Raw genomic sequence first — 23,689 nt, forward strand, 5'->3', positions numbered from 1 at the left:
AACGTCACCAAGCAAGGTAAAAGGAACCATGGCCCAAACCTTAGAACTGACTGCCGAAAATGTGGAAAAAGTCCTCAACGAGCTACGCCCCTACCTGCAAGCTGATGGCGGCAACGTAGAGCTGGTGGAGATCGATGGCCCAGTGGTGAAGCTGCGCCTGCAGGGGGCCTGTGGCGCCTGCCCCAGTTCCACCCTGACCCTGAAGATGGGCATTGAGCGCAAGTTACGGGAGAGCATTCCCGACATCCTCGAGGTGGAGCAGGTGTTCTGAGGATCCCTGCCAGTAAACCTTGGGCTTGACTCCCCTCTCTTAAGACGGCACCTATCTCGTTGCCAGCCCATGCCAGTTCTCCTTTCCATTGCCATCCTGGCTCTGCTCATTCTGGTGCACGAGGCGGGGCACTTTCTGGCAGCCAAACTGCAAGGGATCCACGTCAACCGCTTTTCGCTGGGGTTTGGCCCTGTGCTGTGGCGCTACCAGGGCAAAGAAACCGAGTACGCCATTCGTGCTCTGCCCTTGGGGGGTTATGTCGGCTTTCCTGACGATGACGAGCACTCCCCTTACCCGCCCGATGACCCGGATCTCTTGAAAAACCGCCCCGTTGCGGATCGCCTGGTGGTGATGAGTGCGGGGGTACTGGCCAACTTGGCCTTTGCCTACCTGGTGCTGGTGCTGATGTTTGCTCTGCTGGGGATCCCCTCAGTTACGCGCATCCAGCCTGGCATTCTCATTACTCAGGTAACCCCAGACAGCCCAGCCGAGCGGGCGGGCCTGCAGGCAGAGGATGTGGTGCTGCGGGCAGCTGACCGCGACTACAGCACTCTTGCCGATGCAGCCTCGGCCTTGGCCGCTCTCAACGACTTTCAGACGCTGATCCGCAGTAGCGAAAACCAGCCCCTTCCCCTACAAGTGCAACGAAAAGGGGAAGAGGCGCCGCTGCAGATTACAGTAGTCCCGGAGCGGCAGGGGGAAAGGGTAGCCATTGGGGTCAGTCTAGCGCCCAATCAGGAGGTGAGGCTGCGCCCAGCCCAAAACCTGGGAGAGATCCTGACCGAAGCTGGGAACGCCTACCAGCGCTTGGTGATGATGAATCTCACTGGCCTGCAGGAACTTCTGCGGAACTTCCAAAACACAGCCGCGCAGATATCGGGGCCAGTGGGGATCGTTAAGATTGGCGCCGATCTGGCGCGAGATGACCTTGCCAGTTTGTTTAATTTCACTGCCCTGATTAGCATCAACTTAGCTGTTCTTAACCTGTTGCCCCTGCCTGCCTTGGATGGAGGGCACCTTGCCTTTTTGCTCTTGGAAGCCATCCGCGGCAAGCGGCTACCCAAGGAGGTTGAAGAACGAGTGATGCAGACAGGCTTAGTGCTTCTCCTGGGACTAGGGGTGGTGCTGATCCTCAAAGATACCCTTGCCATTGTCACCGGGTCAGGCTAGTTGCCAATGAGCGGTAAGCGGGCTTTACGCCAAAGGGCCTTGGAGATCTTGCTTCGCCTAAAGCGCCATTACCCCAACTCCAAGTGCACCCTCCACTACCAGACGCCGCTGCAACTGCTGGTGGCCACGATTTTGTCAGCCCAGTGCTCTGACGAGCGGGTTAACCAGGTAACACCCGAGCTGTTCCGCCGCTTCCCCGATGCCCAGGCTCTGGCAACCGCCCCGCGGGAGGAGATTGAGGCTCTAATCCGACCCACCGGCTTCTACCGCAACAAAGCCAAACACATCCAGGAGGCGTGTCGCAAGATCTTGACAGACTTTGGCGGCCAGGTGCCCCGCACTATGCCGGAGCTGCTGACCTTGCCAGGAGTGGCCCGCAAGACGGCCAACGTGGTCCTAGCCCACGCCTTTGGCATCAACGCTGGCGTAACGGTCGATACCCACGTCAAGCGCCTCAGTCGCCGCCTTGGCCTTACTAAGCACGAGGATCCCCTGCGTATTGAGCGGGATCTCATGCAGTTGTTGCCGCAGGGGGATTGGGAGAATTGGTCACTTCGCCTTATCGACCACGGACGAGCCATCTGCACCGCCCGCCAGCCTCTCTGCAAGCAGTGCTTCCTGGCCGATCTCTGCCCTAGCGCCTCTCTCCTCCAGCCAAAAGCGGCTGCCGATTGAGGGCAAGCCTGGGGGAAAGGCAGCCCTGACTGAGACTGAGCAGCGTCAACTCAACAGTTGGGCGCCCTCTAAGGCGAAGCTGGCAGAGGGAGGCAGACTCTATGGGCGCTTGGAGTTGGGAGTCAACCCAGGGCACCAGGAGGCTACTGGGCTCTCTGGGCTGGCCTCAGTGTGGGGAGTTTACCTGAGTGATAAAGTGATAATCAGTGATAATTGCAGCTTTAGACAGGTATGAAAGTTGCTTACGTCTTCATCACCCCTCGCGGCGGCACCTACAAGCTGGGCCAGATGATCCTGCCGCAGCTAGAAGCAGGGGTACACGGCGCGGAAGTGGTGGGCATGTTCTTTTTTGACGACAACTGCTTTGTCTTGCGGCAGGGGGATCCCATTGGCGAGCGTCTGGCCAAGATTGCCGAAGCGCAAAAGATTTTGCTGATGATGTGTGACATGTGCGCCCTGGAGCGCAACCTGGCGGAAGGGGAACCCAAGTGGTGCGACTCAAAGGGCCAGGGGCGCAAGGAGCCAGGCTATTGCGTTCCCAAGAATGTGGTCAAAGGCGTACAGGTGGGCTGCTTTCCCGACCTCTACGCGGCCTTAAAAGACAACCCACCTGACCAGGTAATTAGCCTCTAACCGACTTAGCTGACGGCTACGGCAGCAGGCGGCTCTTGGCTGGGCTGAGAGCCAATCTTGCGGAAGACCAGCCGCTCATTGGCCACATCCACCAGGATGCGGTCGCCGGGCAGGAACTCGTTTTCCAGCAGCTTGGTGGCGAGGGGGTTTTCAATCTCCCGCTGGATCACCCGCTTCAGCGGGCGAGCTCCAAACAGGGGGTCGTAGCCCAGCTCGGCCAGGTAGTCCTTGGCCTCTTCGGTGAGGACAATCTCAATTTGTTGCTCCGCCAGCAGCTGCTCTACCCGCCGCATCTGCAGGCTGACGATCTGGCGAATCTGCTCTTTGGTGAGGGCATGGAAGATGATGATTTCATCCACCCGGTTGAGGAACTCTGGCCGGAAGTGCTGCCGCAGCATGGCCAGCACCTGGCTTTTCATCTCCTCGTAGCGGCTCTCATCGCCCCCGATTTCCAGAATCAGCTCGCTGCCAATGTTGCTGGTCATGATAATGATGGTGTTTTTGAAGTCCACCGTCCGCCCCTGGGAGTCGGTGATGCGGCCATCGTCCAGCACCTGCAGCAGGATGTTGAAGACATCGGGGTGGGCTTTCTCCACCTCGTCAAAGAGCACTACCGAGTAGGGGCGCCGCCGCACCGCTTCCGAGAGCTGCCCGCCTTCTTCGTAGCCCACATAGCCTGGCGGGGCGCCGATGAGGCGAGAGACAGCGTGCTTCTCCATGTACTCGGACATGTCGATGCGCACCATCGCCTCGGAGGTGTCGAAGAGGAACTCCGCCAAGGCGCGGGCAAGTTCCGTTTTGCCAACGCCGGTGGGCCCCATGAACAGGAAGGAGCCAATGGGCCGATTGGGATCCTTAAGGCCAGCGCGGGCCCGCCGAATGGCAGCGGCTACGGCGGCTACCGCTTCGTCCTGGCCCACCACCCGCTGGTGCAAGTGGGCTTCCAGGCGCAGCAGCTTTTGCTTTTCCGACTCCATCAAGCTGGTGACCGGGATCCCGGTCCAGCGGGAGACGATCTCGGCAATGTCTTCGGGCGTCACCTGCTCCCGCAACAAGGGCTCGCCGTTGGCCTGCAGCTTGGCCAGGTGGGCCTCCTGCTCTTGGATCTGCCGCTCCAGCTCCATCAGCTTGCCGTATTTGAGCTCGGCAGCGCGGTTGAGGTCATATTTTTGTTCTGCCTGTTCAATCTGCAGCTTGACGGCATCCCGCTCAGCTTTGAGGCTTTGCAGCCGCTCGATGGCGTCTTTTTCCATCTGCCAACGGGCACTCAGCTCCCGCTGCCGCTCCATCAGGTTGGCCAGCTCCTGCTCAATTTTGCCCAGGCGCTCTTTGGAGGCGGGGTCGTCTTCCTTCTTGAGGGAGAGCTCCTCCATCTGCAGTTGCATGATGCGCCGGTCAATCTCGTCCAGCTCAACGGGCTTGGAGGTAATCTCCATCTTGAGCTTGGCCGCCGCTTCATCCACCAGGTCGATGGCCTTGTCGGGCAGGAAGCGCTCGGAGATGTAGCGGTTGGAGAGAACGGCTGCCGCCACCAAGGCCGAGTCGCTGATCTTGACCCCGTGGTGCAGCTCGTAGCGCTCTTTGAGGCCGCGCAGGATGGAGATGGTGTCTTCCACAGAGGGCTGATCCACATACACCGGCTGGAAGCGGCGCTCGAGAGCGGCGTCTTTTTCGATGTGTTTGCGGTACTCATCTAGGGTGGTGGCGCCAATGCAGCGCAATTCACCCCGGGCCAGCATGGGCTTGAGCAGGTTGCCAGCATCCATCGCCCCCTCGGCAGCTCCCGCCCCGACAACCGTGTGCAGCTCGTCAATGAAGAGGATGATCTGCCCTTCTGATTCGGTAACCTCCTTGAGCACGGCTTTGAGGCGGTCTTCAAACTCACCGCGGTACTTGGCGCCGGCAATCAAGGCGCCCATGTCCAAGGCAATGACCCGCCGGTTTTTCAGGGACTCTGGCACATCCCCCCGGTTGATGCGCTGGGCCAGGCCCTCAACAATGGCAGTTTTCCCCACACCCGGCTCGCCGATGAGCACGGGGTTGTTTTTGGTGCGGCGGGAGAGCACCTGAATGACGCGGCGGATCTCGTCGTCCCGCCCAATCACCGGATCCAGCTTCCCTTCACGAGCAGCCTTGGTGAGGTCGCGGCCATAGCGCTCTAGGGCCTCGTAGCGGGACTCGGGGTTTTTGTCGGTAACCCGCTGCTTGCCCCGCACCTGCTGGATGACGGGCTTGAGGCGCTCTACAGTGAGGCCGAGGGGCGCTAGAACCCGCTTGCCTACCCGCTCGTCGTCCAGGGATCCCAAAAGCAAGTGCTCTACCGAAATGAAGTCGTCTTTGTATTCTTTGCGAAACTCTTCAGCCCGATCCAGCGTAGTCTCCAGGCCGCGGCCCAGGTAGAGCTGATCCACCCGCGCCAGCTTGGGCTGCTGGTTGATAAAGCTTTCCACTCTATCCCGCACCAGCCTTGGATCGATGCCAGCCCGCTGCAAAATGGTCTGGGTAAGCCCGCCCTCCTGATCCAGGAGGGAAATCAGCAGGTGCTCGGTTTCCAGCTGCTGCTGCTGGTGCCGCCGGGCTACATCTTGGGATTGGACAAGGGCGCTCCAGGCTTTCTCGGTAAATTGGTTGGGATTGGTGGGCTGCATAGGGGTTTGGCAGAAGTTTTTTCTTAGTGTACAGGAAGACCACACAGAGGGCAGGCAAGAGGCCCTTAGCCCTTGCTGCCGAATTGAGGAAGCCCTCCTGGCCTCCTATAGCCAGGTATCGCCTATTTTGCCAGCGCCAGAGTTCGCAACAACCGTCCTCTCCCCCCACAATTGATGGGTGGATCCCCGCCTTATTCCTCCTCTTCGGAGGGGCGGCCCTCACCAATCACCGCCAGGTCAATTTGCTGGCGGTAGTAATCCACGTTCTTAACCTGCACCTCCACCCGATCTCCCAGGCGGAACTGGCGTCGGGTTTTTCGCCCCACCAGGGCTTGTTTTCGGTATTCGTACCAATCGTTTTTCAGCGTGCTCACCCGCACCAGCCCTTCTGCCAAAATCGGGTCCACCAGCACGAAAAAGCCGTAGTTCTGGACGCTGACAATCAGGCCGGGGAAGGTCTCCCCCAGGTGTTTCTGCAGGAACTCGCACCGCTTCAAGCCCATCAGCTCCCGCTCTGCCTGTTGATGGAGCTGATACCCCGCCTGGATCTTGGGCAGTTGCGCCTGGAGAAAGGCCTGCCACTCCTCATGCACTTTTGGCGGCAATACCTGCCAGTCGATGTGGCCGTAGCCGCTGGGGCCGTGCAGATCCACCACGGTTTTGGAGCGGGGGCTACGCCGATTGCGCCCTTTGCGCAGGGCCAGATCCAGAGCCCGCAAGTTGAGCAGGTCAGCATAGCGGCGCAAGGGGGCGGTAAAGGTGGCATAGGGCTCTAGGAGGCCAAGGCCGAAGTGCCCCAGGGGTTCCTGCAGAGGCTGGAGGCGATACTCGACGGGGGGCAAAGTTGATAACAACTGGGCCACCAAGGCTGGACTATTCCCCGAAGCCAGCACGTCAGGAGCGGTAATGCGAACACAAATTCGCTGCCAATCAGCCAAGCTTACGGCTTCCGGATCCTGCAAATGCAGATCCAGCTTCATGGCGTTGGCCAGGCGCAAAAAGTTTTGCAGGGCCTCGGCGGTAGGGGGCGGCTGCACGCGAGCTAAAGAAGGGATCCCCAATTGGCGCAGGTGGTGGCCCAGGGTTTGGTTGGCCAGCAGCAGCACCTCCGTCATGAGGGCGTGGGCGCCCAGGCGATCGCTAATGAGCAGGGGCCCATAGCCGCTTTCATCAGCAGAGTAGGGGGTAAGCAAATCCAGCAGGGGCAGGTCAAACCCGCCTGCCTGGTGGCGCCTAACCCGCAGGACTTGGCTGAGGCGGAGCAGGTTCTGCAGCAGGACCATCAACTCTGGCACTTTCTCATCGGGGTCCAGATCCGCGGCGGTGGCTAGGAGAGCCTGCACCTGGCCGTAGGAGAGGTGAGCCCGCGTTCGCACCAGACTGGGGTGGATCTCGAAGCTCCGCACCGCTCCCTCAGCGTCGAGGGTCAACAGCAACGAATAGGCCAAGCGCTCCTGGTGCGGTAACAGAGCTAGGCGGTTGTGGACTTCCGGCGGGAAAAGCGGCAGCACCGCACTATCCAGGTAAACGGTGGCAGTGCGCCGCTGGGCCTCCTGCTCCAGCGGGTGATCCGGATCCAGCCAGTAGGCCACGTCGGCAATGTGGATCCCCAGCAGCCAACTGTCCTCTTCTTGCCGCTGCAAGGAAACAGCCACGTTGGGCTCGAGGCCGTGGGGGTGCTGCAAGTCTAGCGGCTCCAGGGTGATGCAAAACCAATCCCGCAGATCGCGACGGCCCTTTTGGTCGGAGCGGCTCAGCTTTTTGGGCAGAGTTGCCGCCGCCTCTAGCACGGCTGGAGGAAACTCCTGCGGCAGGTCGTATTTGCAGCAGACCAAATCTACATCGATGGAGGCCTCCGGCCCATGGCCCAAGATCTTGCGAACCCTGCCCAGGGGGGGCAAATCCCCCAGGGGGTAGCGCTCCACTTCCACATAGGCCACCTGACCTTCTGCCAGCCCTGATGCGGAAGGGCGCGGCTCGCTTAGAGCCAGCTCGAACAGCAGCCGATCATCTAGCGGCACTACCCGGAAACCTTCCTCCGTCTGCTTGAGGCGGCCCACCAGCGTGCGATTGGCCCGTTCCACCACAGCTACTACCTCCCCCTCCGGGCTGCGGCGGCGATTGCCTGGTTTGGTGATCCGCACCACCACCTGATCCCCGTTCCAGGCGCCGCTGAGGTTGCTGCCGTGGATGTACACATCCTCTGCCCCCGGCTCATCCCGAACGGCAAAGCAAAAGCCCTTGCTGGAACAGCGCAGGCGCCCTACTACCAAAGATTCATCCGGCTTACGCCGATAGCGGGGCGGATCCCCTGTCTGTTCGAGAAACCCCGCCCGCACTAGGCCGTCTAGGGCAATCTCGAGCATTTCCGGCGCTTCCGGATCAGAGGACGGCAAGAGAGCCAGCAACGTATCCTTGTCGGTCCATTGCTCGGCAGGTTGAGAGAGAAAATGATGAAAAATCCGCGAGAAGTCCATCGGGGGTATTAGCAAAAGGGAGGCAAGACATCACAAGAGCCAACCCGTCGGCGTTAGTCGCGATGGCCGGTAACGATAAAAGCCACGCGCTGACCAATATTGGTGCAGTGGTCGGCCAGACGCTCTAGGTAGCGGATTGCCAGCAACATCAACAGGATAGGCTCGATCGATCCCCTGATGTCAGACTGCTGCGCCAACGTATTGTAGAGGTTGGTGTAGTCTTCATCAACGGCGTCATCTTCCCGCTTCAGTTGCCGGCCCAGCTCGGCATCCAACTCCGTCAGGGCCGCCAGGCTATGGCTGAGCATTTTCTGGCAGCGCTGCATCATGACGCGAATGCGGCCTAGCTCCGGCGGCGGCGGGTAGAGAGCTAGGCGCAGGGCCACCTCGGCCAGGTCTTTGGCGTAGTCGCCAATTCGCTCCAGGTCCCGCACCAGTTGCATCAGGGTGCTAATCCAGCGCAGATCCCGCGCCACCGGTGAGCGCAAGGCAATGAGGTCAATACAGTCTTTCTCAATCTGGCGATAGAAGCGATCGATCTGCTTGTCTTGGGCAATGGCCTGCTCAGCGGCGGCCAAGTTCTGTTCAAACAGGGCCTGCTGGGCCAAGATCAGCGATTTTTCCGCCAGCGCCCCCATGCGCAGCACGTCCTGCTGGATCCGCTTGATCTGAAGTTGCAGCTCAGCTTGCCCCATGGATGGAGATGGGAGAGGAGGGCTGCTGCCGTTGGCAGCGCCCAAAGCCCGTGGATTTCACCCCTAGATCTCGATCATGGCAAATTCTTTTAGACTGGAAAAAAATTGAAAAAGTTAGAGAAAAAACAGAGCAGGGATCGCGGGAGCAGCCAACTTGGGAGAGAAGTTGCAGGCGGGTGGGGGGGTTGCAAGGCTGTCTCCGTCTGGAGGCAGAGGGCTGTGCTGTTGTTCTCGACTGAGAGACTCCGATGACCCGTCCCCCCATTGTCGTGCTGGATGATGATCCCACCGGATCCCAGACTATGCACAGTTGCCTGCTGCTGACCCGCTGGGATGCGGAAACGCTCAAGCTAGGGCTGCAGGATAGCTCGCCAATTCGCTTCATCCTCACCAACACGCGCTCCCTGCCGCCGGCCAAGGCTGCCGAGGTGACGCGGTCGGTCTGCCGGGCCCTCAAGCAGGCCATGGGGGAGCTGGGGTGGGAGGGGGCTCTCTTCGTCAGCCGCTCCGACTCGACGCTGCGCGGGCACTACCCCTTGGAAACCGATGTCATGGCGGCGGAGCTGGGGCCTTTCGATGCCCATTTTCTGGTGCCGGCTTTTTTTGAGGGAGGGCGCATCACCCGCAACAGCGTCCACTACCTGCGGGTGGAGGGCCGCTGGGTGCCGGTGCATGAAACGGAGTTTGCCCGCGATGCGGTGTTCGGCTACCACCACAGCTATTTGCCCGACTATGTGCAGGAGAAAACCCAGGGGCGGATCCGGGCTGAGCAGGTGGTGCGATTGACGCTGGAGCAGATCCGCGCCGGCTGTCTGGAGCAGCTTTTGGGTCTAGAGGGGAATGTCTGCTGTGTGGTGGATGGAGAAACTCAAGCGGATCTGGACCGTTTTGCCCAAGACGTTTGGGCGGCTCTGGAGCAGGGGAAGCGCTTTTTGTTCCGCAGTGCCGCTAGCCTCTTGACGGCTCTAGCCCAGTTGCCGCCGCAGCCGGTTCCGCCAGAGCAGATGGGGCAGTTTGTCCGCTCCGACCGGCCAGGGGTGGTGATCGTGGGATCCCATGTGCAAAAGTCCAGCCAGCAGTTGGCCCGCCTGTTGCAGGAGCCAGGGATCCAGGGCATCGAGGTGGAGGTAAAGCGCCTGTTGGAACCGGGGCGCGAAGCGGAGCTGCTGCCGGCCCTCTTGAGCCAAGTCCAGCGCGCCTACGAGCAGGGCCTGACGCCGGTGGTCTACACCAGCCGAGAAGAAGTGAGGTTCGACGGTGCCCCCCCAGAGGCTCGCCTGGCCTTTGGAGAGAGGGTTTCTCGTTTGTTGGTGGCCATTGTGCAGGGGCTGCCGGAGGGGATTGGCTATCTCGTCAGCAAGGGCGGCATCACCTCCAACGACACCCTCAGCCTCGGCCTCAATCTGCCGGCCGTGCGGCTGCTGGGGCAGATCTACCCAGGGATCTCCATGGTGCTCACGCCGGCGGATCACCCCCGCTTTCCCAACCTGCCGGTGGTGCTGTTTCCGGGCAACGTGGGCGAGGCGGATACGTTGGTTTTAATCCACCGTCGCCTCCACAGCCGCGGGCTGGTCTAGCCTGGAGGAAATCACCATGGCTGAACTCATCTCCCCCCCTGAAGCTCTGCCTGCCTTGGAGGCCTGGTGGGGATCCCTGCGGCAGGGGCCAACGGTGTTGCCTCCGGCGGTGGTGCACCGCTGTTCTGAGCGCCTGGGCAGCCGGGATGCCGATGTGGTGATTGCCGGCGGCACCCTGGGGATTCTCCTGGGGGCAGCTTTGGCCAAGCGGGGCTGGCGGGTGATCCTCATCGAGCGGGGGAGCCTGCGGGGGCGAGAGCAGGAGTGGAACACCTCCCGGCAGGAGCTGCAGGTGCTGCTGGAGCTGGAGCTGCTGACGCCGGCCGAGTGGGAGGCAGTGCAGGTGACCCACTACCCCCGCGGCCGCATCGGCTTTGGGGAGGGCCCTACCTGGTGGGTGGAAGGGGTACTGAACGTAGGCGTGGATCCGGTCAGCTTGCTGGAGTTCCTCAAGCAGCATTTCCTGGCCTGGGGGGGCCAAGTGTGGGAGCAGACCGGGTTTCTAGGCGCCACGGTCCACCCCGATGGGATCCGCATCCAGACCACCACCGGCCAGCTCAGCGCCCAACTGCTGCTGGATGCCATGGGGCACCGCTCCCCCATTGCGGCCCAGGCCCGCCAAGGGCAGCCGCCGGACAGTGTCTGTCTGGTGGTGGGATCCTGCGCCCAGGGGCTGCCGGAGCAACCCACTGGGGATCTGTTCTACAGCTTTACCCCCGCCCAGGAGGGCTACCAGCCCTTTTGGGAGGCTTTCCCCGCCCGCGATGGCCGCACCACCTATCTCTTTACCTACTGCGACCGGGATCCCCGCCGACCCAGTTTGGAGAAGCTCTGGCAGGACTACTGCCGGCTGCTCCCTGCCTACCAGGGGGCCGAGCTGGCCCAGATCCGCTGGGTGCGCAAGCTGTGTGGCGTCTTCCCCGCCTACCGCCGCAGCCCACTACAACTGCCCTGGGATCGCCTTTTGGCGGTAGGAGACAGCAGCGGCAGCCAGTCGCCTTTGAGCTTTGGCGGCTTTGGGGCAATGTTGCGCCATCTGGATCGCCTGCAGCAGGGGATCCACGAGGCGCTGGTGCAGCGGCAGTTGGAGCAGGCGGCCCTGGCCCTGCTGCAGCCCTACCAGCCCAATGTGGCGGTAACCTGGCTTTTTCAAAAGGCGATGATCCCTCCCTTGGGAGAGAAAAACTGGGATCCCAACAGCATTAACCGCCTGTTGAGCAGAGTGTTTGCAGCCATGGTTGCCGCCGGCCCCCAGGTGGTGCGGCCCTTTTTGCAGGATGTGGTGCAGTTTGGCGGCTTGGCCCAGGCACTGTGGGGGGTGATGAGGCAAGATCCAGCCCTGGTGGCCGCGCTTTTGCCCCGGCTAGGGCTGCCGGAGCTGGTGGCCTGGGCGGGCCACTTTGCCACCCTTGGCCTCTACGAGCTCCTGCAAAGGCTAGCCGACCGCCTGGAGGGGGCCCCGCAAGACTACTTCTGGAACCGGCGGCGCGAGGCCTGGCGCTACGGCTGCGGTCGGGATTACTGGCTGTAGACCACCACCCCATAGGGCGGCACCTCAACGGGATCCCCTTGGTTTTTTGCCGGCAGGGAGGATCCCTGGCCCAGCCACTTGGCGTCGCCGCTATCTAGAAGCTTCTCCCACCGGCCGCTGGGCCATGGAGCGTAGGTGGCTGCTTGGTCGGAGCTGAAGTTAAACAGGGCCAGAACGGCTTGGGATCTCTGGTGGCGGTGCAGGGCCAGGCCGCTTGGAGCAAACAGCTCCACCCCCACCGAACTCCGCTCCAGGTTTTGCAGCGGCGGCAGGGTCTTGCGCAGGCGAATGAGGGTTTGGTACCACCGCCGCAAGACCTGGTGGTGGCCAGCAGTGGCCAGTTCCCAGTTGAGCTTCGAGCGCAGGAAGGTCTCTTCCGCTTGCGGGTCCGGTACCTCCCCCTGCCAGGCAAAGGCGCTGAACTCGCGGCGGCGTCCCTGGCGCACCGCTTCCACCAGGTCGGGATCCCCGTGGCTAATGAAGTAGAGAAACGGGGCCACCTCCCCATACTCTTCCCCCATAAACAGCAGTGGCAGCATGGGAGCCAGCAGCAGAGCAGCGGCGGCCAACTTCAGGCCAGCGAAGGAGGTGAGCTGGCTGAGGCGTTCCCCCAGCCGGCGATTGCCCACCTGGTCGTGGTTTTGGATGCAGATTACAAACTGGGAGCCTGGCCTAGCGAGAGCGGAATTGCCGTGGCGGCGGGCCCGGTAGCGGGAGTACTGGCCGGAATAGACGTAGCTCTCGCGGTAGGACTTGGCCAGGTGCTCCAATTGGCCAAAGTCCTGGTAGTAGCCTGTCTTTTCTCCAGTAAGCAGGGTGTGAACTGAGTGATGGAAATCGTCGCACCACTGGGCATCTAGGCCGTAGCCCCCTTGCTCGCGGGGGGTAATGAGGCGGACGTCGTTGAGGTCGCTTTCGGCTACCAGAACCCTGGGCCAGCCCGTGCGCGCCTCCAGGGCCTCCACCCGCTCTGCCAATTCCTGCAAAAAGGGGTGGGCGCTGAAGTCGTAGATGGCATGCACGGCGTCCAGCCGCAGGCCGTCTAGGTGAAACTCCTCTAGCCAGTATTCGGCATTTTGCAGGAAAAACTCCCGCACGCCGTCGGAATAGCGGTCGTCGAAGTTGAGGGCCTCCCCCCAAGGGGTGCGGTACTTGTCGGTAAAGTAGGGGCCAAAGTCCCGCAGGTAGTTCCCCTCCGGCCCCAGGTGGTTGTAGACCACATCCAAAATGACAGCCAAGCCCTGCTGGTGGCAGGCATTGACCAGCGCCTTCAGGCCCGCTGCTCCTCCATAGCTAACCTGCACGGCATAGGGGTAGACGCCGTCATAGCCCCAGTTGCGCTCCCCCGGAAACTGGGCCACCGGCATGAGCTCCAGCACGTTGACCCCCAGCTCCACCAGTTGCGGCAGGCGGGGGATCAGGGCGGCAAAGGTGCCCTCCGGGGTAAAGGTGCCTACATGCAGCTCGTAGAGGATCCACTGGGAGAGCGGGATCCCCTTCCAGGCTTGATCCTGCCAGTCGAAGTGGGGATCCACCACCCGCGAAGGGCCATGGACGCCGTAGGGCTGGCAGCGGGAAGCCGGATCCGGCCGCTCCACCACCCCCCCTGAGGTGTGTAGGCGGTAGAGGTAGTCCACTGGCCCCGGCGGGATCCCCTCCACTTCACCCTGCCAGTAGCCCTGCTCATCTTGGGCCAGAGGGATGACCTGTTGGACAGGGCTGATGATTTTGAGCTCCACGTGTTCGACCAAGGGCGCCCACACCGAGAAGCGGTAGTGGCCCTGGCCACAGGGATAGGCGCCAATCCGTCTAACTGGAGGGGAAAGCACGGAACCCATTCTATAACTTGGCTTCTACTATAGCGGGGCTTGCCCCCTAGGCCTGCCAGGTCAAGGTCTTGGGCTTCTCTGCCATAGTGGAATTAACCCTTTGTTGCTCCGTCCCTATGCTTCACTACCCGCCTAGCCATCCGGATCCCACCGTTGTCGATGTCTACCATGGGCAGCCGGTGCCGGATCCCTATCGCTGGCTGGAAGATCTGGATTCTGAGCAGACGCGGGCCTGGATCGAGGCGCAAAACCGGCTAACTTTTGACTACTTGCAACGCATCCCGGCGCGACAGCGGCTCCTGCAGCGCCTGAGGCAACTTTGGGACTACGAAAAATACAGCCAGCCCTTCAAAGAGGGCGGCCGCTACTTCTACTTCAAAAACGACGGCCTGCAAAACCAGAGCGTTCTCTATACGCAAGAGAGCCTGGAGGGCGAAGCCCGGGTTTTGCTGGATCCCAACACGTTTTCGGAAGACGGCACTGTAGCCCTCTCAGGCATTGCCATCAGCCGCGACGGGCGCTACCTAGCCTATGGCCTCTCCCGCTCCGGCTCCGACTGGCAGGAGTGGAAGGTGCGGGACATCGAAACTGGAGAAGACCTGCCGGATCACCTGTGCTGGATTAAGTTCTCTGGGGCCAGCTGGACACGGGATGGGCAGGGATTTTTCTACAGCCGCTACGACGAGCCACCCCCCGGCAGCGAGTACGAAAGTACCAACTACTTCCAAAAGCTCTACTACCACCGCCTCGGCACCCCCCAGTCGGAAGATGTCTTGATCTATCACCGCCCCGACCAAAAAGAGTGGGGCTTTGCTGGCGGGGTTACCGAAGATGGCAACTACCTCATCATCTCCGTCTGGCGGGGCACGGATCCCAAAAACCTCCTCTTCTACAAAGACCTACGGGATCCCAACTCGCCGGTGGTGGAGCTCATTTGCGAGTTCCAGGCCGAGTACAGCTTTGTTGGCAACGACGGCTCCCGCTTTTGGCTGCTGACGGACTTCCAGGCTCCGCGGCGGCGACTGGTGGCCCTTGATCTCGACAACCCAGGGCACCTGCAAGAGGTGATCCCTGAGGCTGAGGAGACCCTGCAAGGGGTTAGCCTCATCCACAATCAATTTGTTGCCTTCTACCTCAAAGACGCCCACACCCAGATCAAGACCTTTGCCCTAGACGGCACCTACCTGGGGGAAATCCCCCTGCCAGGGCTGGGATCCGCCAGCGGCTTTGCTGGCAAGCGCTACGACACTGAGACCTTCTACACCTTCACCAGCTTCACCACCCCGCCCACCATCTACCGCTACGACTTCACCACTGGCAGGAGCACCCTCTTTCGCCAGCCCCAGGTGGATTTCGATCCCCACGCCTATGAGGTGCAGCAGGTGTTCTACGCCAGCAAAGACGGCACCCGCATTCCCATGTTCCTTGTCCACCGCCGCGGCCTAGCGCGGACAGGGGATCACCCCACCCTGCTGTACGGCTACGGCGGCTTCGGCATCTCTCTAACCCCCAGCTTCTCGGTGGGCCTGGTGGCCTGGTTGGAGATGGGAGGGGTTTACGCCCAGCCCAATTTGCGCGGCGGCGGCGAATATGGGGAAGCCTGGCACCAGGCGGGCACCAAGCTCAACAAGCAAAAGGTCTTTGACGACTTCATTGCCGCGGCTGAGTGGCTAATCGCCCATGGCTACACCAATCCCTCCAAGTTGGCCATCGCCGGCGGCAGCAACGGCGGCCTCTTGGTGGGGGCCTGCCTGACCCAGAGGCCGGATCTCTTTGCCGCAGCCCTGCCCGCTGTGGGGGTGTTCGACATGCTGCGCTTTCATAAGTTCACCATTGGCTGGGCCTGGGTCTCGGAGTACGGATCCCCGGACAACCCCGAGGAATTCAAGGCCCTCTACGCCTATTCCCCCCTGCACAACCTCAAACCCGGCACCGCCTATCCCGCCACCCTGATCACCACCGCGGATCACGACGACCGGGTGGTGCCGGCCCACAGCTTTAAGTTTGCTGCTGCCCTGCAGGCGGCCCAGGGGGGATCCCAGCCCATCCTCATTCGCATCGACACCAAAGCCGGCCATGGGGCTGGCAAGCCCACCAGCAAGCTCATTGAAGAGACCGCCGACCGCTGGGCCTTTTTGGTGCAGGTGCTGGGAATCCAGACAGACTAGCGATGCTGCGCCGGCACAGCCCTAGGCCCCAAGCCCACCCGACCGGCATAAACGGCTGCTTCCCCCAGCTCGTCTTCGATGCGGAGCAGTTGGTTGTACTTGGCAATGCGCTCGCTGCGGCAGAGGGATCCGGTCTTGATCTGGCCGGCGCGGGTAGCCACCGCCAGGTCGGCGATGGTGGTGTCTTCTGTTTCGCCGGAGCGGTGGCTGATGATGGTGCGAAAGCCGGCCTGAACGGCCAGTTGCACGGTTGAGACGGTCTCCGTCAGCGTGCCAATCTGGTTGAGCTTGATCAAAATGGCGTTGGCGGCGCCGCTGTCGATGCCTTTCTGCAGCCGGGCTGGGTTGGTTACAAACAGGTCGTCCCCCACCAGTTGCACCCGCGATCCCAGCCGAGCGGTCATGGCCTGCCAGCCGGCCCAATCTTCCTCCGCCAGCCCATCCTCTAGAGAGACGATGGGGTAGTTGGCCAGTAGTTGTTCGTAGTAGTCCACCATCTGCTCAGCGCTGCGGGCTTTGCCCTCAAAGTGGTACTGTCCATCCTGCAGCAGCTCGTTGGCGGCCACGTCCAAGGCCAAGGCAATGTCTTCCCCCGGCTTGTAGCCCGCCCGTTCAATAGCCGTCATCAACAGATCCAAAGCCGCTACGTTGGAGGGGAGATCGGGGGCAAACCCGCCTTCGTCCCCCACCCCCGTGGACAGCCCCTTCTGCCGCAGCAGTTGTTTGAGCGCTGCAAACACCTCCGCCCCATAGCGCAGCGCCTCGCGAAAGCTGGGTGCCCCGATAGGCACCAGCATGAACTCTTGGATATCGAGGTTGTTATCGGCGTGGGCACCGCCATTGAGCACATTCATCAGGGGTACCGGCAGCAGGTTGGCAAAGGGTCCACCCAGGTACCTGTACAAGGGCAGACCCACTGCACTAGCAGCCGCCTTAGCCGTGGCCAAAGAGACCGCCAAGATGGCGTTGGCTCCCAGTTGCGACTTGTTGGGGGTGCCATCCAGATCAATCATCAACTGGTCGATGCGGGCCTGGTTGAGGGCATCTTCTCCCTGTAGCTCCGACTGGATGGGGCCAAGAATGTTTTCCACCGCCCTCAGCACACCCCTGCCGCCGTAGCGCTTGGGATCCCCGTCCCGCAGCTCGTGGGCCTCAAAAGTGCCGGTCGAAGCGCCACTGGGCACCTGGGCCAGGCCGGTGGCCCCATTGGCTAAGCCCACCAACGCCTCTAAGGTCGGTTGCCCCCGTGAGTCGAGGATCTCATGGGCGGTAATCCACTCGATGGCCGTTTCCACAGTTGCACCTCAATTAGACAGCTCTGGCCAAGGTCAGATCGCCAATAGAGTAGTGGATTTTCGCCCCCGGATCCCTTTGGCTTCCGGAAAACTTTAACGGCTGACTCGGCCCAGGCTGGTGGAGCGTCAGGGATCCCGCCTGGCTCTCTAAGAAAGAGGCCACCCAGCTCCCCAGTGGAAGTAGAATTAGGTAAGGTGTTCCGGCCCCAGAGAGAAGCTAGGGGGAAGGGGGGTCTGTAGTTATGTTTGAAAAAGTACTCTTTCCCATCGACAACTCGCGGGAGACCAGCCACGCCCTGCCACTGGTGGCCGACATAGCGCAGCGCTACAAGAGCCAGGTATATCTGCTCTCCGTCCTAGACACTACAGAACTAACCCCTGAGCAAGTCGAGCAAGCCCGCCAAAGTATCCACAACTTGCTCAAGCAGGCTGAGACTGGTCTCCAGCAGATTGGCATCCAAAATGTCAAGAGCGAGTATCGCGAGGGAAAGGTTCCTTTTGTCATCTGCGACGTGGCAGACGAGCTAGAGATTAACCTGATTGTGATGGGATCCCGCGGCAATCCCCTAGCCGAAGGCCGGAAAAACGAATCCGTCAGCCACCGCGTCATCGACCTCTCCCCCTGCCCTGTGCTGGTGGTGCCCTGAAGAGTCGGCCTTCTCTATTCTGGAGAATGTGTTGAAGTTGTCTCAAAATGTTGCCTTGTGTAACGGTAGGGCCGTTTTTGTTTGTATTGACCAGAAGGCTGCTGTACAACGAAGAGCAGGATAGACCCAATGGCTGACAGCAGCTAACTGGTTACACTCTTGGGAATTGTTATGGAAAGTCAAAGTCGTGGCTACAACAAGGCTTCGAAGAAAACCTTCGATCTAATGCGGCATTTCGCAGAAACCTACGCTAGACGTACCGGCACCTTTTTCTGCTCTGACCCAACAATTACAACCGCAGTAATTGAGGGCCTAGCTCTACACAAAGAGCAACTAGGCGCTCCCCTCTGTCCTTGCCGGTTCTACGAAGATAAAGAAGCAGAGGTGAAGGCTGGCTATTGGAACTGTCCCTGCGTACCCATGCGGGAGCGGAAAGAATGTCACTGTATGCTCTTTTTAACTCCGGACAACCCCTTGGCCGGCACCAGCCAAACCCTAGAGGAGGTCCCTCTAGAATACCGAGCCTAGCCCGTAATGGCTAGGAGAAAGCTGGGTATAATCGAAAAGCAGTTGGAAATGCCTGTTTGCCCGCGGAGGAAACTCTCCTATGACTCCCTCACTAGCTAGCTTCCTCTGGAGCTTGGTATACGGTGCTGTAGTGCTGGGTCTTCTCTTTGGCGCCATCGTGATTGTTAGCTACAGAGATAGGGTGCGTCGCCGCTAAAGCCTTGGCCAAAGATTATCCCCCTGCTGATCCCCGTACTCGACGGCCAGCAAACTGCTGCAGCGGAGGTGGTAAGGAGTCTATTGCCAGCCTCTAGTTACTCTCTCTACTACTGGCAACAGAAGAACCGCTACTACTACGAGGATCTGGAGCGGCTGCACCGCTTCTTCTTGCCTCCGGGTCTCCGTATTCTGGAGATTGGCTGTGGTACGGGGGCGCTGCTCAACGCTTTGCAGCCTAGTTTCGGGGTAGGGATCGACCAAGACGTAGAGGTCATTGCCCAGGCCCAGCAGCAATTTCCCCACCTCCACTTTCGCGTGCAGGACCTCCATAAGTTGGACAGGCGGGATCCCGTCCTGGCCCAGCCTTTTGACGCTATTTTGCTTGTCAATACTCTCAGTTACCTGAGGGATATTCAACAGGTTCTTGAGCAGTTGCGCTGTTTCTGCACTCCGCGCACTCGCCTCATTCTTTCCCACCACAATCCCCTTTGGGAGCCACTTTTGAACCTAGCAACCCTTCTGAAGCAGCGCAGGCCCCTGCCGGCAGCCAACTGGCTCTCGGCAGCAGATGTAGCCAATTTGCTCCACCTAGCGGGGTACGAGATTATCCAGCAGGGCAAGCGGTTGTTGTTGCCGCGGCGGATCCCGCTGCTTTCAACGCTGGTTAACCGCCTGATTGCCCCCTTGCCAGGGATCAACGCCCTCTGCCTAACGGAATACACCATTGCCCGTCTCCAGCCGGATCCCAACTGGGATCCGCCTCCTGCGGAACAGCCCTCTTGCACAGTGATCATTCCAGCTCGCAACGAAGCCGGCAACATTCGCCGCTGCGTGGAGCAGGTGCCCCTGATGGGATCCCACACTGAGATTATTTTTGTGGAGGGGCACTCTAGCGACGATACTTGGGCCGAGATCCAGCGCACTCAGGCCGAATACCAGGGGAGCTGCACCCTCCGCGCCCTGCAACAGGAGGGGAAGGGCAAAGGAGATGCTGTGCGCCAGGCGTTTGCTGCAGCCAGCGGCGATGTGGTAATCATTCTCGATGCCGACTTAACTGTCCAAGCGGAAGACCTCCCCAAGTTTTTCCGGGCGGTGGCCTCCGGGCGCTGTGATTTTGCCAATGGCTGCCGGCTGATTTACCCTCTAAAGCCGGAGGCAATGCCCCGCCTAAACCAGTGGGCCAACCGCTTTTTTGCCGCTCTTCTTTCCTACATCCTTGGCATCCGCATCAAAGATACCCTCTGCGGCACCAAGGCCCTCTGGCGGGAGGACTACTGTCAGATTGCCAAGCTGCGGCAAGAGTGGGGGAATTTCGATCCCTTCGGCGATTTTGACCTGTTGCTAGGGGCTGCCAAGCGCACCCTTAAGATCCTGGACATCCCGGTGCGCTATTTCCCCAGAACCTATGGCCGCTCCAATATCCACCATCTGCGGGATGGCTTGCGGCTGCTGCAGATCTGTGCCTTTGCCCTCAAGCACTTCAAGGGATCCTGAACGCTGCTCCTTTGGATGCGTTTCCAATCCAAAGATCCCTGCCTATACAATTTAATAGACTTAGATTAAGCCTGAGAAAAACCACCAATGAGGGAATCCGTATTGAGCAGCCTCGGCCAGTGGATCTCGAATACTCCCCTTCGCTCTCTTGATCGGGCTTATCAGGCTGCCCTCCGCATCAAAGCCATTGAAGACCGCTACTTTCAGGGGGGATCCATCGGTAGCAACGGCAGCCACGGCCAAGTTACTAGCCACTACTTCCAAATCCAACTGCGCCAGAACCTGCGTCAGATTAACCTTAGTCTAGCAGAATTTAGAGCCAGTAGTATCTTTTCCCGCCTGCCTGATCCCGAATCAGATGGCAGGAGCCCTCACTTTCCTGCAGAAGTAAAATACAGGGGCAAAGAGTCTGAAAATAGACGGCAAAGTCAAGATCCTTCAATTTTGGAGAAACTAGAGTTTATCGATCAGGTAATCTCTCGCTACAAGCGCCCTGCCACTCCACCCAAGCCCAGCGTCACCCAACCTAAACCTCAAGAGCAAGCTGAGTCAATCTCTTCAACTCAAAGCATCAAGACTAACCCCGCTCAGACCAATCTGACCGATGACGGGGTCCCAGTTGCTTCTAAAACGGCCCTCCTGCCTCGCTCCATTTTGTCCACAGCTAAGCAAATCCTCCGAGAGTTAAGTTCGCAGGCAGAAGAAGAGCTGGTCCAGGAGTACCGCAGCCAACGCACGCAAACACTGGTGGCAGTTCGGTTCTTGTTACTACTGGCCATCTTGCCACTGCTTGTCCAGATTCTCTCGAAGCAATTTCTGTTTGGGCCATTGGTGGATCGGCTGCAGCCTCAGCAGCCTACTCTCTTGGCCTTGAGCTACGAATTTCAAGAAAGAGCTGTTTCAGAGTTTGATTTTTTCAGGGAAAAAATAGAGTTTGAGCGGGCTTTACACCACCAATCCCCAGAAGATATGGACTTAGAGCTAAAGGATCGACTTTCCATGAAAGCAGAGGAGCTATTACAAAAATACAGCCGTAAGAATTCAGAAGGCCTAAAGAATATCTTGGCTGATCTGCTATCTCTGGCGGTATTTGGTTGGCTAGTCTTTGTTGGCCGTGAGGAAATTGAGGTTCTTAAGTCCTTCCTAGATCGTCTCATCTATGGCCTGAGCGATAGTGCCAAGGCTTTTATCATTATTCTCTTCACCGATGTATTTGTTGGCTACCACTCTCCCCATGGTTGGGAAGTCTTGTTAAGTAGTTTGGCCGAGCACCTGGGCTTGCCTGAAAACCGCAATTTCATCTACGGCTTTATCGCTACCTTTCCAGTCTTTCTAGACACGCTCTTTAAGTACTGGATCTTCCGCTACTTAAACCGTGTATCGCCATCAGCAGTGGCTACCTATCACGCTATGAATGACTAGACTCGATGGGCTCCGCTCAAACTGAGATCCCCTATCTTACATCCAGCTCGTCAACCGACAAGCTCCTGCAACTTTGCTAAGCAATTGCCCATGGCTGTCAAAGCCTTCGCCTCTCGCCACCTCCACCTTGGCTACCTTTGCAACCTAGGGGATAGTGACAGAGCCGACCTTAAGCGATAGCTTGTGAGTTTCTCAGGCACCCTCTGCCTCCAGATCCAGAAGCCGCCGCAGGGATCCCTTGTTAAAAGCCGGGAAGCGTAGGTAGGGGTACTGCTCCTTGGCCTGCCGCAGCTCTTGGAAGGCGGGAGCCAATTGATCTTTGGGGGAGATCCCTGTAACCACACACCAGATCTTGGTGCGCGTCAGAGCCACAAAAGCTTGATTGCGCCGGCGCAGTTGCTCCTCTACACTTAGCCCCGGCTCGGTGGCGTTTTGAAACTGGCAGACGTAGACTTTCCAAGCTTCGTTGCCCTTGGCCCGGAAGATCCCCGCTAGAGTGACATGCCCCGGCAAGCGGAAAATATCCCGATCGGCATCTTCGCCAGCAATGAGGGCGCTAATTCCTCTTTGTTTGAGCCTGGCCTTTAGGCTTTCCCAGTAGGGTTTGTTCGCGCTGAAGCTGGCTACACTTGTCACTAGAAGATCTTCCGGCCGGAAACTCCACTGCTTCAGGTCGCGCTCGATCTGTCGGGCAATCCACTTCTGCTCCTCTTCCTCAGAAGGAAAGGTACGCCAGACCAGCAACGACTGGGGATCCACCTTGGGATCAAAGTTTTCTTGATCGACGGGATGGCAAGCCTTGCGGGTGAGGGTAATTGGGGATCCGGGCTTACGAAAATCACCTTCTACCACTTCGTAACCCAAGTTTTCCCACTGGTCTTTTTGAGTAACCCCCTGCAAAGGCTGGCCTCCACGCAGAAGACCCATGTTGATGGCATGGGCAGCCATGAGGATGATGTTTGGAGTGCGGTAGCAATGGCGCAGTACGATGGCTCGCCCTCCCAACTGCACTTTGGGTTTGCCCGTCTCGTCCCGCCCGAATAGCTCGGCTGCCCCCGGCACTGTCAGCGAGCCAATGCCCTGGGCTTCGTCGTAGGCCCAGTAGAGCCGCTTGGGATCCCGTAAAGTTCGATAGGCTAAACGGTAAAAGGCGGGCGGCAAATCTTGACCTTCATCGATCAAGATGGCGTCAAAAAGTTGAGGGATCTCCTTGGCTTCTTTTTCTAACTCTTGGCAGACATAGTCGAAAGGCTCCGTTGTATGGTCATTTTTATCCCTTAACTCTGCCCTTGCCCGCTCCAAGCTTTTGGGCAGCAAGCCACATTCTTTGGCGAGCAAGCGATAAAACCCAAGCTGATCTTTGGATCCCCAGGCATGCATCACCTGAATCCTTTCCCAATTTGGCTCGATGTCAAACTTGCTCTGACAGACTTCTGAGATTTGCCTGCGAATTTGCTCATAGAGAGAGCGGGTGTAGAAAACTACGGCGATGTCCCAATCCGGGTGGTCAGCGTGGATCTTGGCTGCCCTGCGAGTCAAGGCTACGGTTTTGCCCGTCCCCGCCAGGCCCCGCAACCGCTGCGGCCCCTCAGGATATTGGGTGGCAATTTTGCGTTGGTCTTCATCGAGTTTGAAGATCCCTTCTTGGACGCGCCGGATCACCGCCTGCGGATCGTAGTCATATACGGGGTCTTCGCCGGGATCCCCCAGCTTTATCCCCAACGTTCTGAGGATCACTTCCCATTCTGTGGCGTTGAGAGGAGCGCCATTGACCTGCTTGGCCGCATACAGAGTTTGCCGCAACTGCTCTGGGTTTTCCAAATCGTCAGCAAAAAGTAGCGCGCCGGTAAAAGGGGGATCCCCGAAGCGCTCCTGCCATTCTTGGCGCCGAATGCGAGGCAAAGCCAGCCGATATTGCCAGGCAACGCGCGCTTGGAGAGGCCGAGTTTCCAGATTTTGCTGCAGCCAATTCTTAATCTGAAACATTTGATTATCGGCCTGCGCCAGAGGGGTTTCGGTTTCCCTGTGCCACTCGCGCATGCGCCACTCGCTGCCGTCGATGGCCTCGATATTGTAAAGGTTGCAGCCCTTACACTCGAAAATCCAAAAGCCCAGTTCAAAATGAATCAAGAGAATGTCGGGCTTGGCCTTGGGGCGGCCCTGAGGGTCATAAATGCTGAACTGATGGAGGAGGTAGCCGGGATCAGAGGCCAGGGCTTGCCGCAGCGCATTCCAAACCGCCGCCTCCGCAGCTATTCCTGGCAAGCTGTCATCCAGAGCGCCGTCGGGTTGAAAGTGCATGGGGGATCCCTCATTTTCCAACTTGAACCCAGTGTACAACAGGAAACCTGAGCTCTTGGGGAAGGATCCAGGGCCCTTAACGTAAGGTGCGGAATTCCCCACCGTCTATACGGTGGGGATGGATAGCACC

General features: G+C 59.5%; 18 protein-coding genes. 12 read left to right on the plus strand and 6 right to left on the minus strand.

The features are described from left to right. Window positions 1-28 precede the first annotated feature (28 nt). From NW827_RS07905 to NW827_RS07920, 4 genes are all read left to right on the plus strand, one after another. Window positions 29-271 (plus strand): NifU family protein, encoded by a 243-nt coding sequence (locus NW827_RS07905; protein ID WP_414361568.1) that lies wholly within the window; start codon window positions 29-31, stop codon window positions 269-271. A 69-nt stretch (window positions 272-340) separates the two neighbouring features. Next, window positions 341-1,441, plus strand: a complete 1,101-nt coding sequence (gene rseP / locus NW827_RS07910; RefSeq protein ID WP_414361566.1) for an RIP metalloprotease RseP — start codon at window positions 341-343, stop codon at window positions 1,439-1,441. A 6-nt stretch (window positions 1,442-1,447) separates the two neighbouring features. Next, window positions 1,448-2,116: an endonuclease III gene (nth, locus tag NW827_RS07915; RefSeq protein ID WP_414361564.1), complete on the plus strand. Its 669-nt coding sequence runs from the start codon at window positions 1,448-1,450 to the stop codon at window positions 2,114-2,116. A gap of 231 nt (window positions 2,117-2,347) precedes the next feature. Continuing rightward, the gene (locus NW827_RS07920; RefSeq protein WP_414361562.1) at window positions 2,348-2,749 is read left to right on the plus strand and encodes a SaoD/DsrE family protein; all 402 of its coding nucleotides are present in this window, start codon (window positions 2,348-2,350) and stop codon (window positions 2,747-2,749) included. Between the two features lie 5 nt (window positions 2,750-2,754). Here NW827_RS07920 and clpB read toward each other — a convergent pair whose 3' ends face one another. The 3 genes from clpB to phoU all read right to left on the minus strand — a co-directional run bounded on the left by clpB (window position 2,755) and on the right by phoU (window position 8,569). Continuing rightward, on the minus strand, window positions 2,755-5,397 hold the full coding sequence (clpB, locus tag NW827_RS07925) for an ATP-dependent chaperone ClpB (protein WP_414361560.1): 2,643 nt from the start codon (window positions 5,395-5,397) through the stop codon (window positions 2,755-2,757). A gap of 191 nt (window positions 5,398-5,588) precedes the next feature. Continuing rightward, window positions 5,589-7,793 carry a ribonuclease R family protein gene (locus tag NW827_RS07930; protein WP_414503537.1) on the minus strand — a complete coding sequence of 735 codons (2,205 nt, stop codon included), beginning with the start codon at window positions 7,791-7,793 and terminating at the stop codon, window positions 5,589-5,591. 134 nt (window positions 7,794-7,927) lie between these two features. Then, window positions 7,928-8,569, minus strand: a complete 642-nt coding sequence (gene phoU / locus NW827_RS07935; protein WP_414404262.1) for a phosphate signaling complex protein PhoU — start codon at window positions 8,567-8,569, stop codon at window positions 7,928-7,930. A gap of 248 nt (window positions 8,570-8,817) precedes the next feature. On the opposite strand from phoU, the gene NW827_RS07940 reads away from it, so the two are divergent. Then, window positions 8,818-10,146, plus strand: coding sequence for a four-carbon acid sugar kinase family protein (locus NW827_RS07940; protein WP_414404263.1), 1,329 nt, complete (start codon window positions 8,818-8,820; stop codon window positions 10,144-10,146). A 16-nt stretch (window positions 10,147-10,162) separates the two neighbouring features. After that, on the plus strand, window positions 10,163-11,677 hold the full coding sequence (locus NW827_RS07945; RefSeq protein ID WP_414404264.1) for an FAD-binding oxidoreductase: 1,515 nt from the start codon (window positions 10,163-10,165) through the stop codon (window positions 11,675-11,677). Here NW827_RS07945 and treZ read toward each other — a convergent pair. Beyond that, the gene (gene treZ / locus NW827_RS07950; RefSeq protein ID WP_414404265.1) at window positions 11,665-13,515 is read right to left on the minus strand and encodes a malto-oligosyltrehalose trehalohydrolase; all 1,851 of its coding nucleotides are present in this window, start codon (window positions 13,513-13,515) and stop codon (window positions 11,665-11,667) included. The two genes, NW827_RS07945 and treZ, sit on opposite strands and share 13 nt — an antisense overlap. Before the next feature lie 107 nt (window positions 13,516-13,622). Between treZ and NW827_RS07955 the strand changes: the two genes are divergently transcribed. Next, complete coding sequence (locus tag NW827_RS07955; protein ID WP_414503538.1) at window positions 13,623-15,674, plus strand: prolyl oligopeptidase family serine peptidase; 2,052 nt, start codon at window positions 13,623-13,625, stop codon at window positions 15,672-15,674. On the opposite strand, the gene eno is transcribed toward NW827_RS07955, so the two are convergent. Next, complete coding sequence (gene eno, locus NW827_RS07960) at window positions 15,671-16,969, minus strand: phosphopyruvate hydratase (RefSeq protein ID WP_414503539.1); 1,299 nt, start codon at window positions 16,967-16,969, stop codon at window positions 15,671-15,673. The two genes, NW827_RS07955 and eno, sit on opposite strands and share 4 nt — an antisense overlap. A 242-nt stretch (window positions 16,970-17,211) precedes the next feature. On the opposite strand from eno, the gene NW827_RS07965 reads away from it, so the two are divergent. The 5 genes from NW827_RS07965 to pxcA all read left to right on the plus strand — a co-directional run bounded on the left by NW827_RS07965 (window position 17,212) and on the right by pxcA (window position 21,258). After that, complete coding sequence (locus NW827_RS07965; protein ID WP_414361547.1) at window positions 17,212-17,616, plus strand: universal stress protein; 405 nt, start codon at window positions 17,212-17,214, stop codon at window positions 17,614-17,616. Between the two features lie 171 nt (window positions 17,617-17,787). Further along, the gene (locus tag NW827_RS07970; RefSeq protein WP_414361546.1) at window positions 17,788-18,144 is read left to right on the plus strand and encodes a ferredoxin-thioredoxin reductase catalytic domain-containing protein; all 357 of its coding nucleotides are present in this window, start codon (window positions 17,788-17,790) and stop codon (window positions 18,142-18,144) included. 79 nt (window positions 18,145-18,223) lie between these two features. Further along, window positions 18,224-18,340, plus strand: a complete 117-nt coding sequence (locus tag NW827_RS07975; protein ID WP_414361544.1) for a photosystem II reaction center X protein — start codon at window positions 18,224-18,226, stop codon at window positions 18,338-18,340. 83 nt (window positions 18,341-18,423) lie between these two features. Beyond that, window positions 18,424-19,836 (plus strand): glycosyltransferase, encoded by a 1,413-nt coding sequence (locus tag NW827_RS07980; protein ID WP_414404268.1) that lies wholly within the window; start codon window positions 18,424-18,426, stop codon window positions 19,834-19,836. Between the two features lie 87 nt (window positions 19,837-19,923). Further along, window positions 19,924-21,258 carry a proton extrusion protein PcxA gene (gene pxcA / locus NW827_RS07985; protein ID WP_414503540.1) on the plus strand — a complete coding sequence of 445 codons (1,335 nt, stop codon included), beginning with the start codon at window positions 19,924-19,926 and terminating at the stop codon, window positions 21,256-21,258. 192 nt (window positions 21,259-21,450) lie between these two features. Here pxcA and NW827_RS07990 read toward each other — a convergent pair whose 3' ends face one another. Further along, entirely contained in the window at window positions 21,451-23,559 is a 2,109-nt protein-coding gene (locus tag NW827_RS07990) for a DEAD/DEAH box helicase (protein ID WP_414404270.1), read from the minus strand. Window positions 23,560-23,689: the final 130 nt, after the last annotated feature.

The sequence above is a fragment of the Synechococcus sp. H70.1 genome, assembly GCF_047502705.1.
In the GTDB taxonomy this organism is placed as follows: domain Bacteria; phylum Cyanobacteriota; class Cyanobacteriia; order Thermostichales; family Thermostichaceae; genus Thermostichus.

Coding starts and splice junctions, on each gene's coding strand:
- NW827_RS07905 (WP_414361568.1), top strand. CDS start 29: ATGGCCCAAACCTTAGAACTGACTGCCGAAAATGTGGAAAAAGTCCTC.
- rseP (WP_414361566.1), top strand. CDS start 341: ATGCCAGTTCTCCTTTCCATTGCCATCCTGGCTCTGCTCATTCTGGTG.
- nth (WP_414361564.1), top strand. CDS start 1,448: ATGAGCGGTAAGCGGGCTTTACGCCAAAGGGCCTTGGAGATCTTGCTT.
- NW827_RS07920 (WP_414361562.1), top strand. CDS start 2,348: ATGAAAGTTGCTTACGTCTTCATCACCCCTCGCGGCGGCACCTACAAG.
- clpB (WP_414361560.1), bottom strand. CDS start 5,397: ATGCAGCCCACCAATCCCAACCAATTTACCGAGAAAGCCTGGAGCGCC.
- phoU (WP_414404262.1), bottom strand. CDS start 8,569: ATGGGGCAAGCTGAGCTGCAACTTCAGATCAAGCGGATCCAGCAGGAC.
- NW827_RS07940 (WP_414404263.1), top strand. CDS start 8,818: ATGACCCGTCCCCCCATTGTCGTGCTGGATGATGATCCCACCGGATCC.
- NW827_RS07945 (WP_414404264.1), top strand. CDS start 10,163: ATGGCTGAACTCATCTCCCCCCCTGAAGCTCTGCCTGCCTTGGAGGCC.
- treZ (WP_414404265.1), bottom strand. CDS start 13,515: ATGGGTTCCGTGCTTTCCCCTCCAGTTAGACGGATTGGCGCCTATCCC.
- NW827_RS07955 (WP_414503538.1), top strand. CDS start 13,623: ATGCTTCACTACCCGCCTAGCCATCCGGATCCCACCGTTGTCGATGTC.
- NW827_RS07965 (WP_414361547.1), top strand. CDS start 17,212: ATGTTTGAAAAAGTACTCTTTCCCATCGACAACTCGCGGGAGACCAGC.
- NW827_RS07970 (WP_414361546.1), top strand. CDS start 17,788: ATGGAAAGTCAAAGTCGTGGCTACAACAAGGCTTCGAAGAAAACCTTC.
- NW827_RS07975 (WP_414361544.1), top strand. CDS start 18,224: ATGACTCCCTCACTAGCTAGCTTCCTCTGGAGCTTGGTATACGGTGCT.
- pxcA (WP_414503540.1), top strand. CDS start 19,924: ATGAGGGAATCCGTATTGAGCAGCCTCGGCCAGTGGATCTCGAATACT.
- NW827_RS07990 (WP_414404270.1), bottom strand. CDS start 23,559: ATGCACTTTCAACCCGACGGCGCTCTGGATGACAGCTTGCCAGGAATA.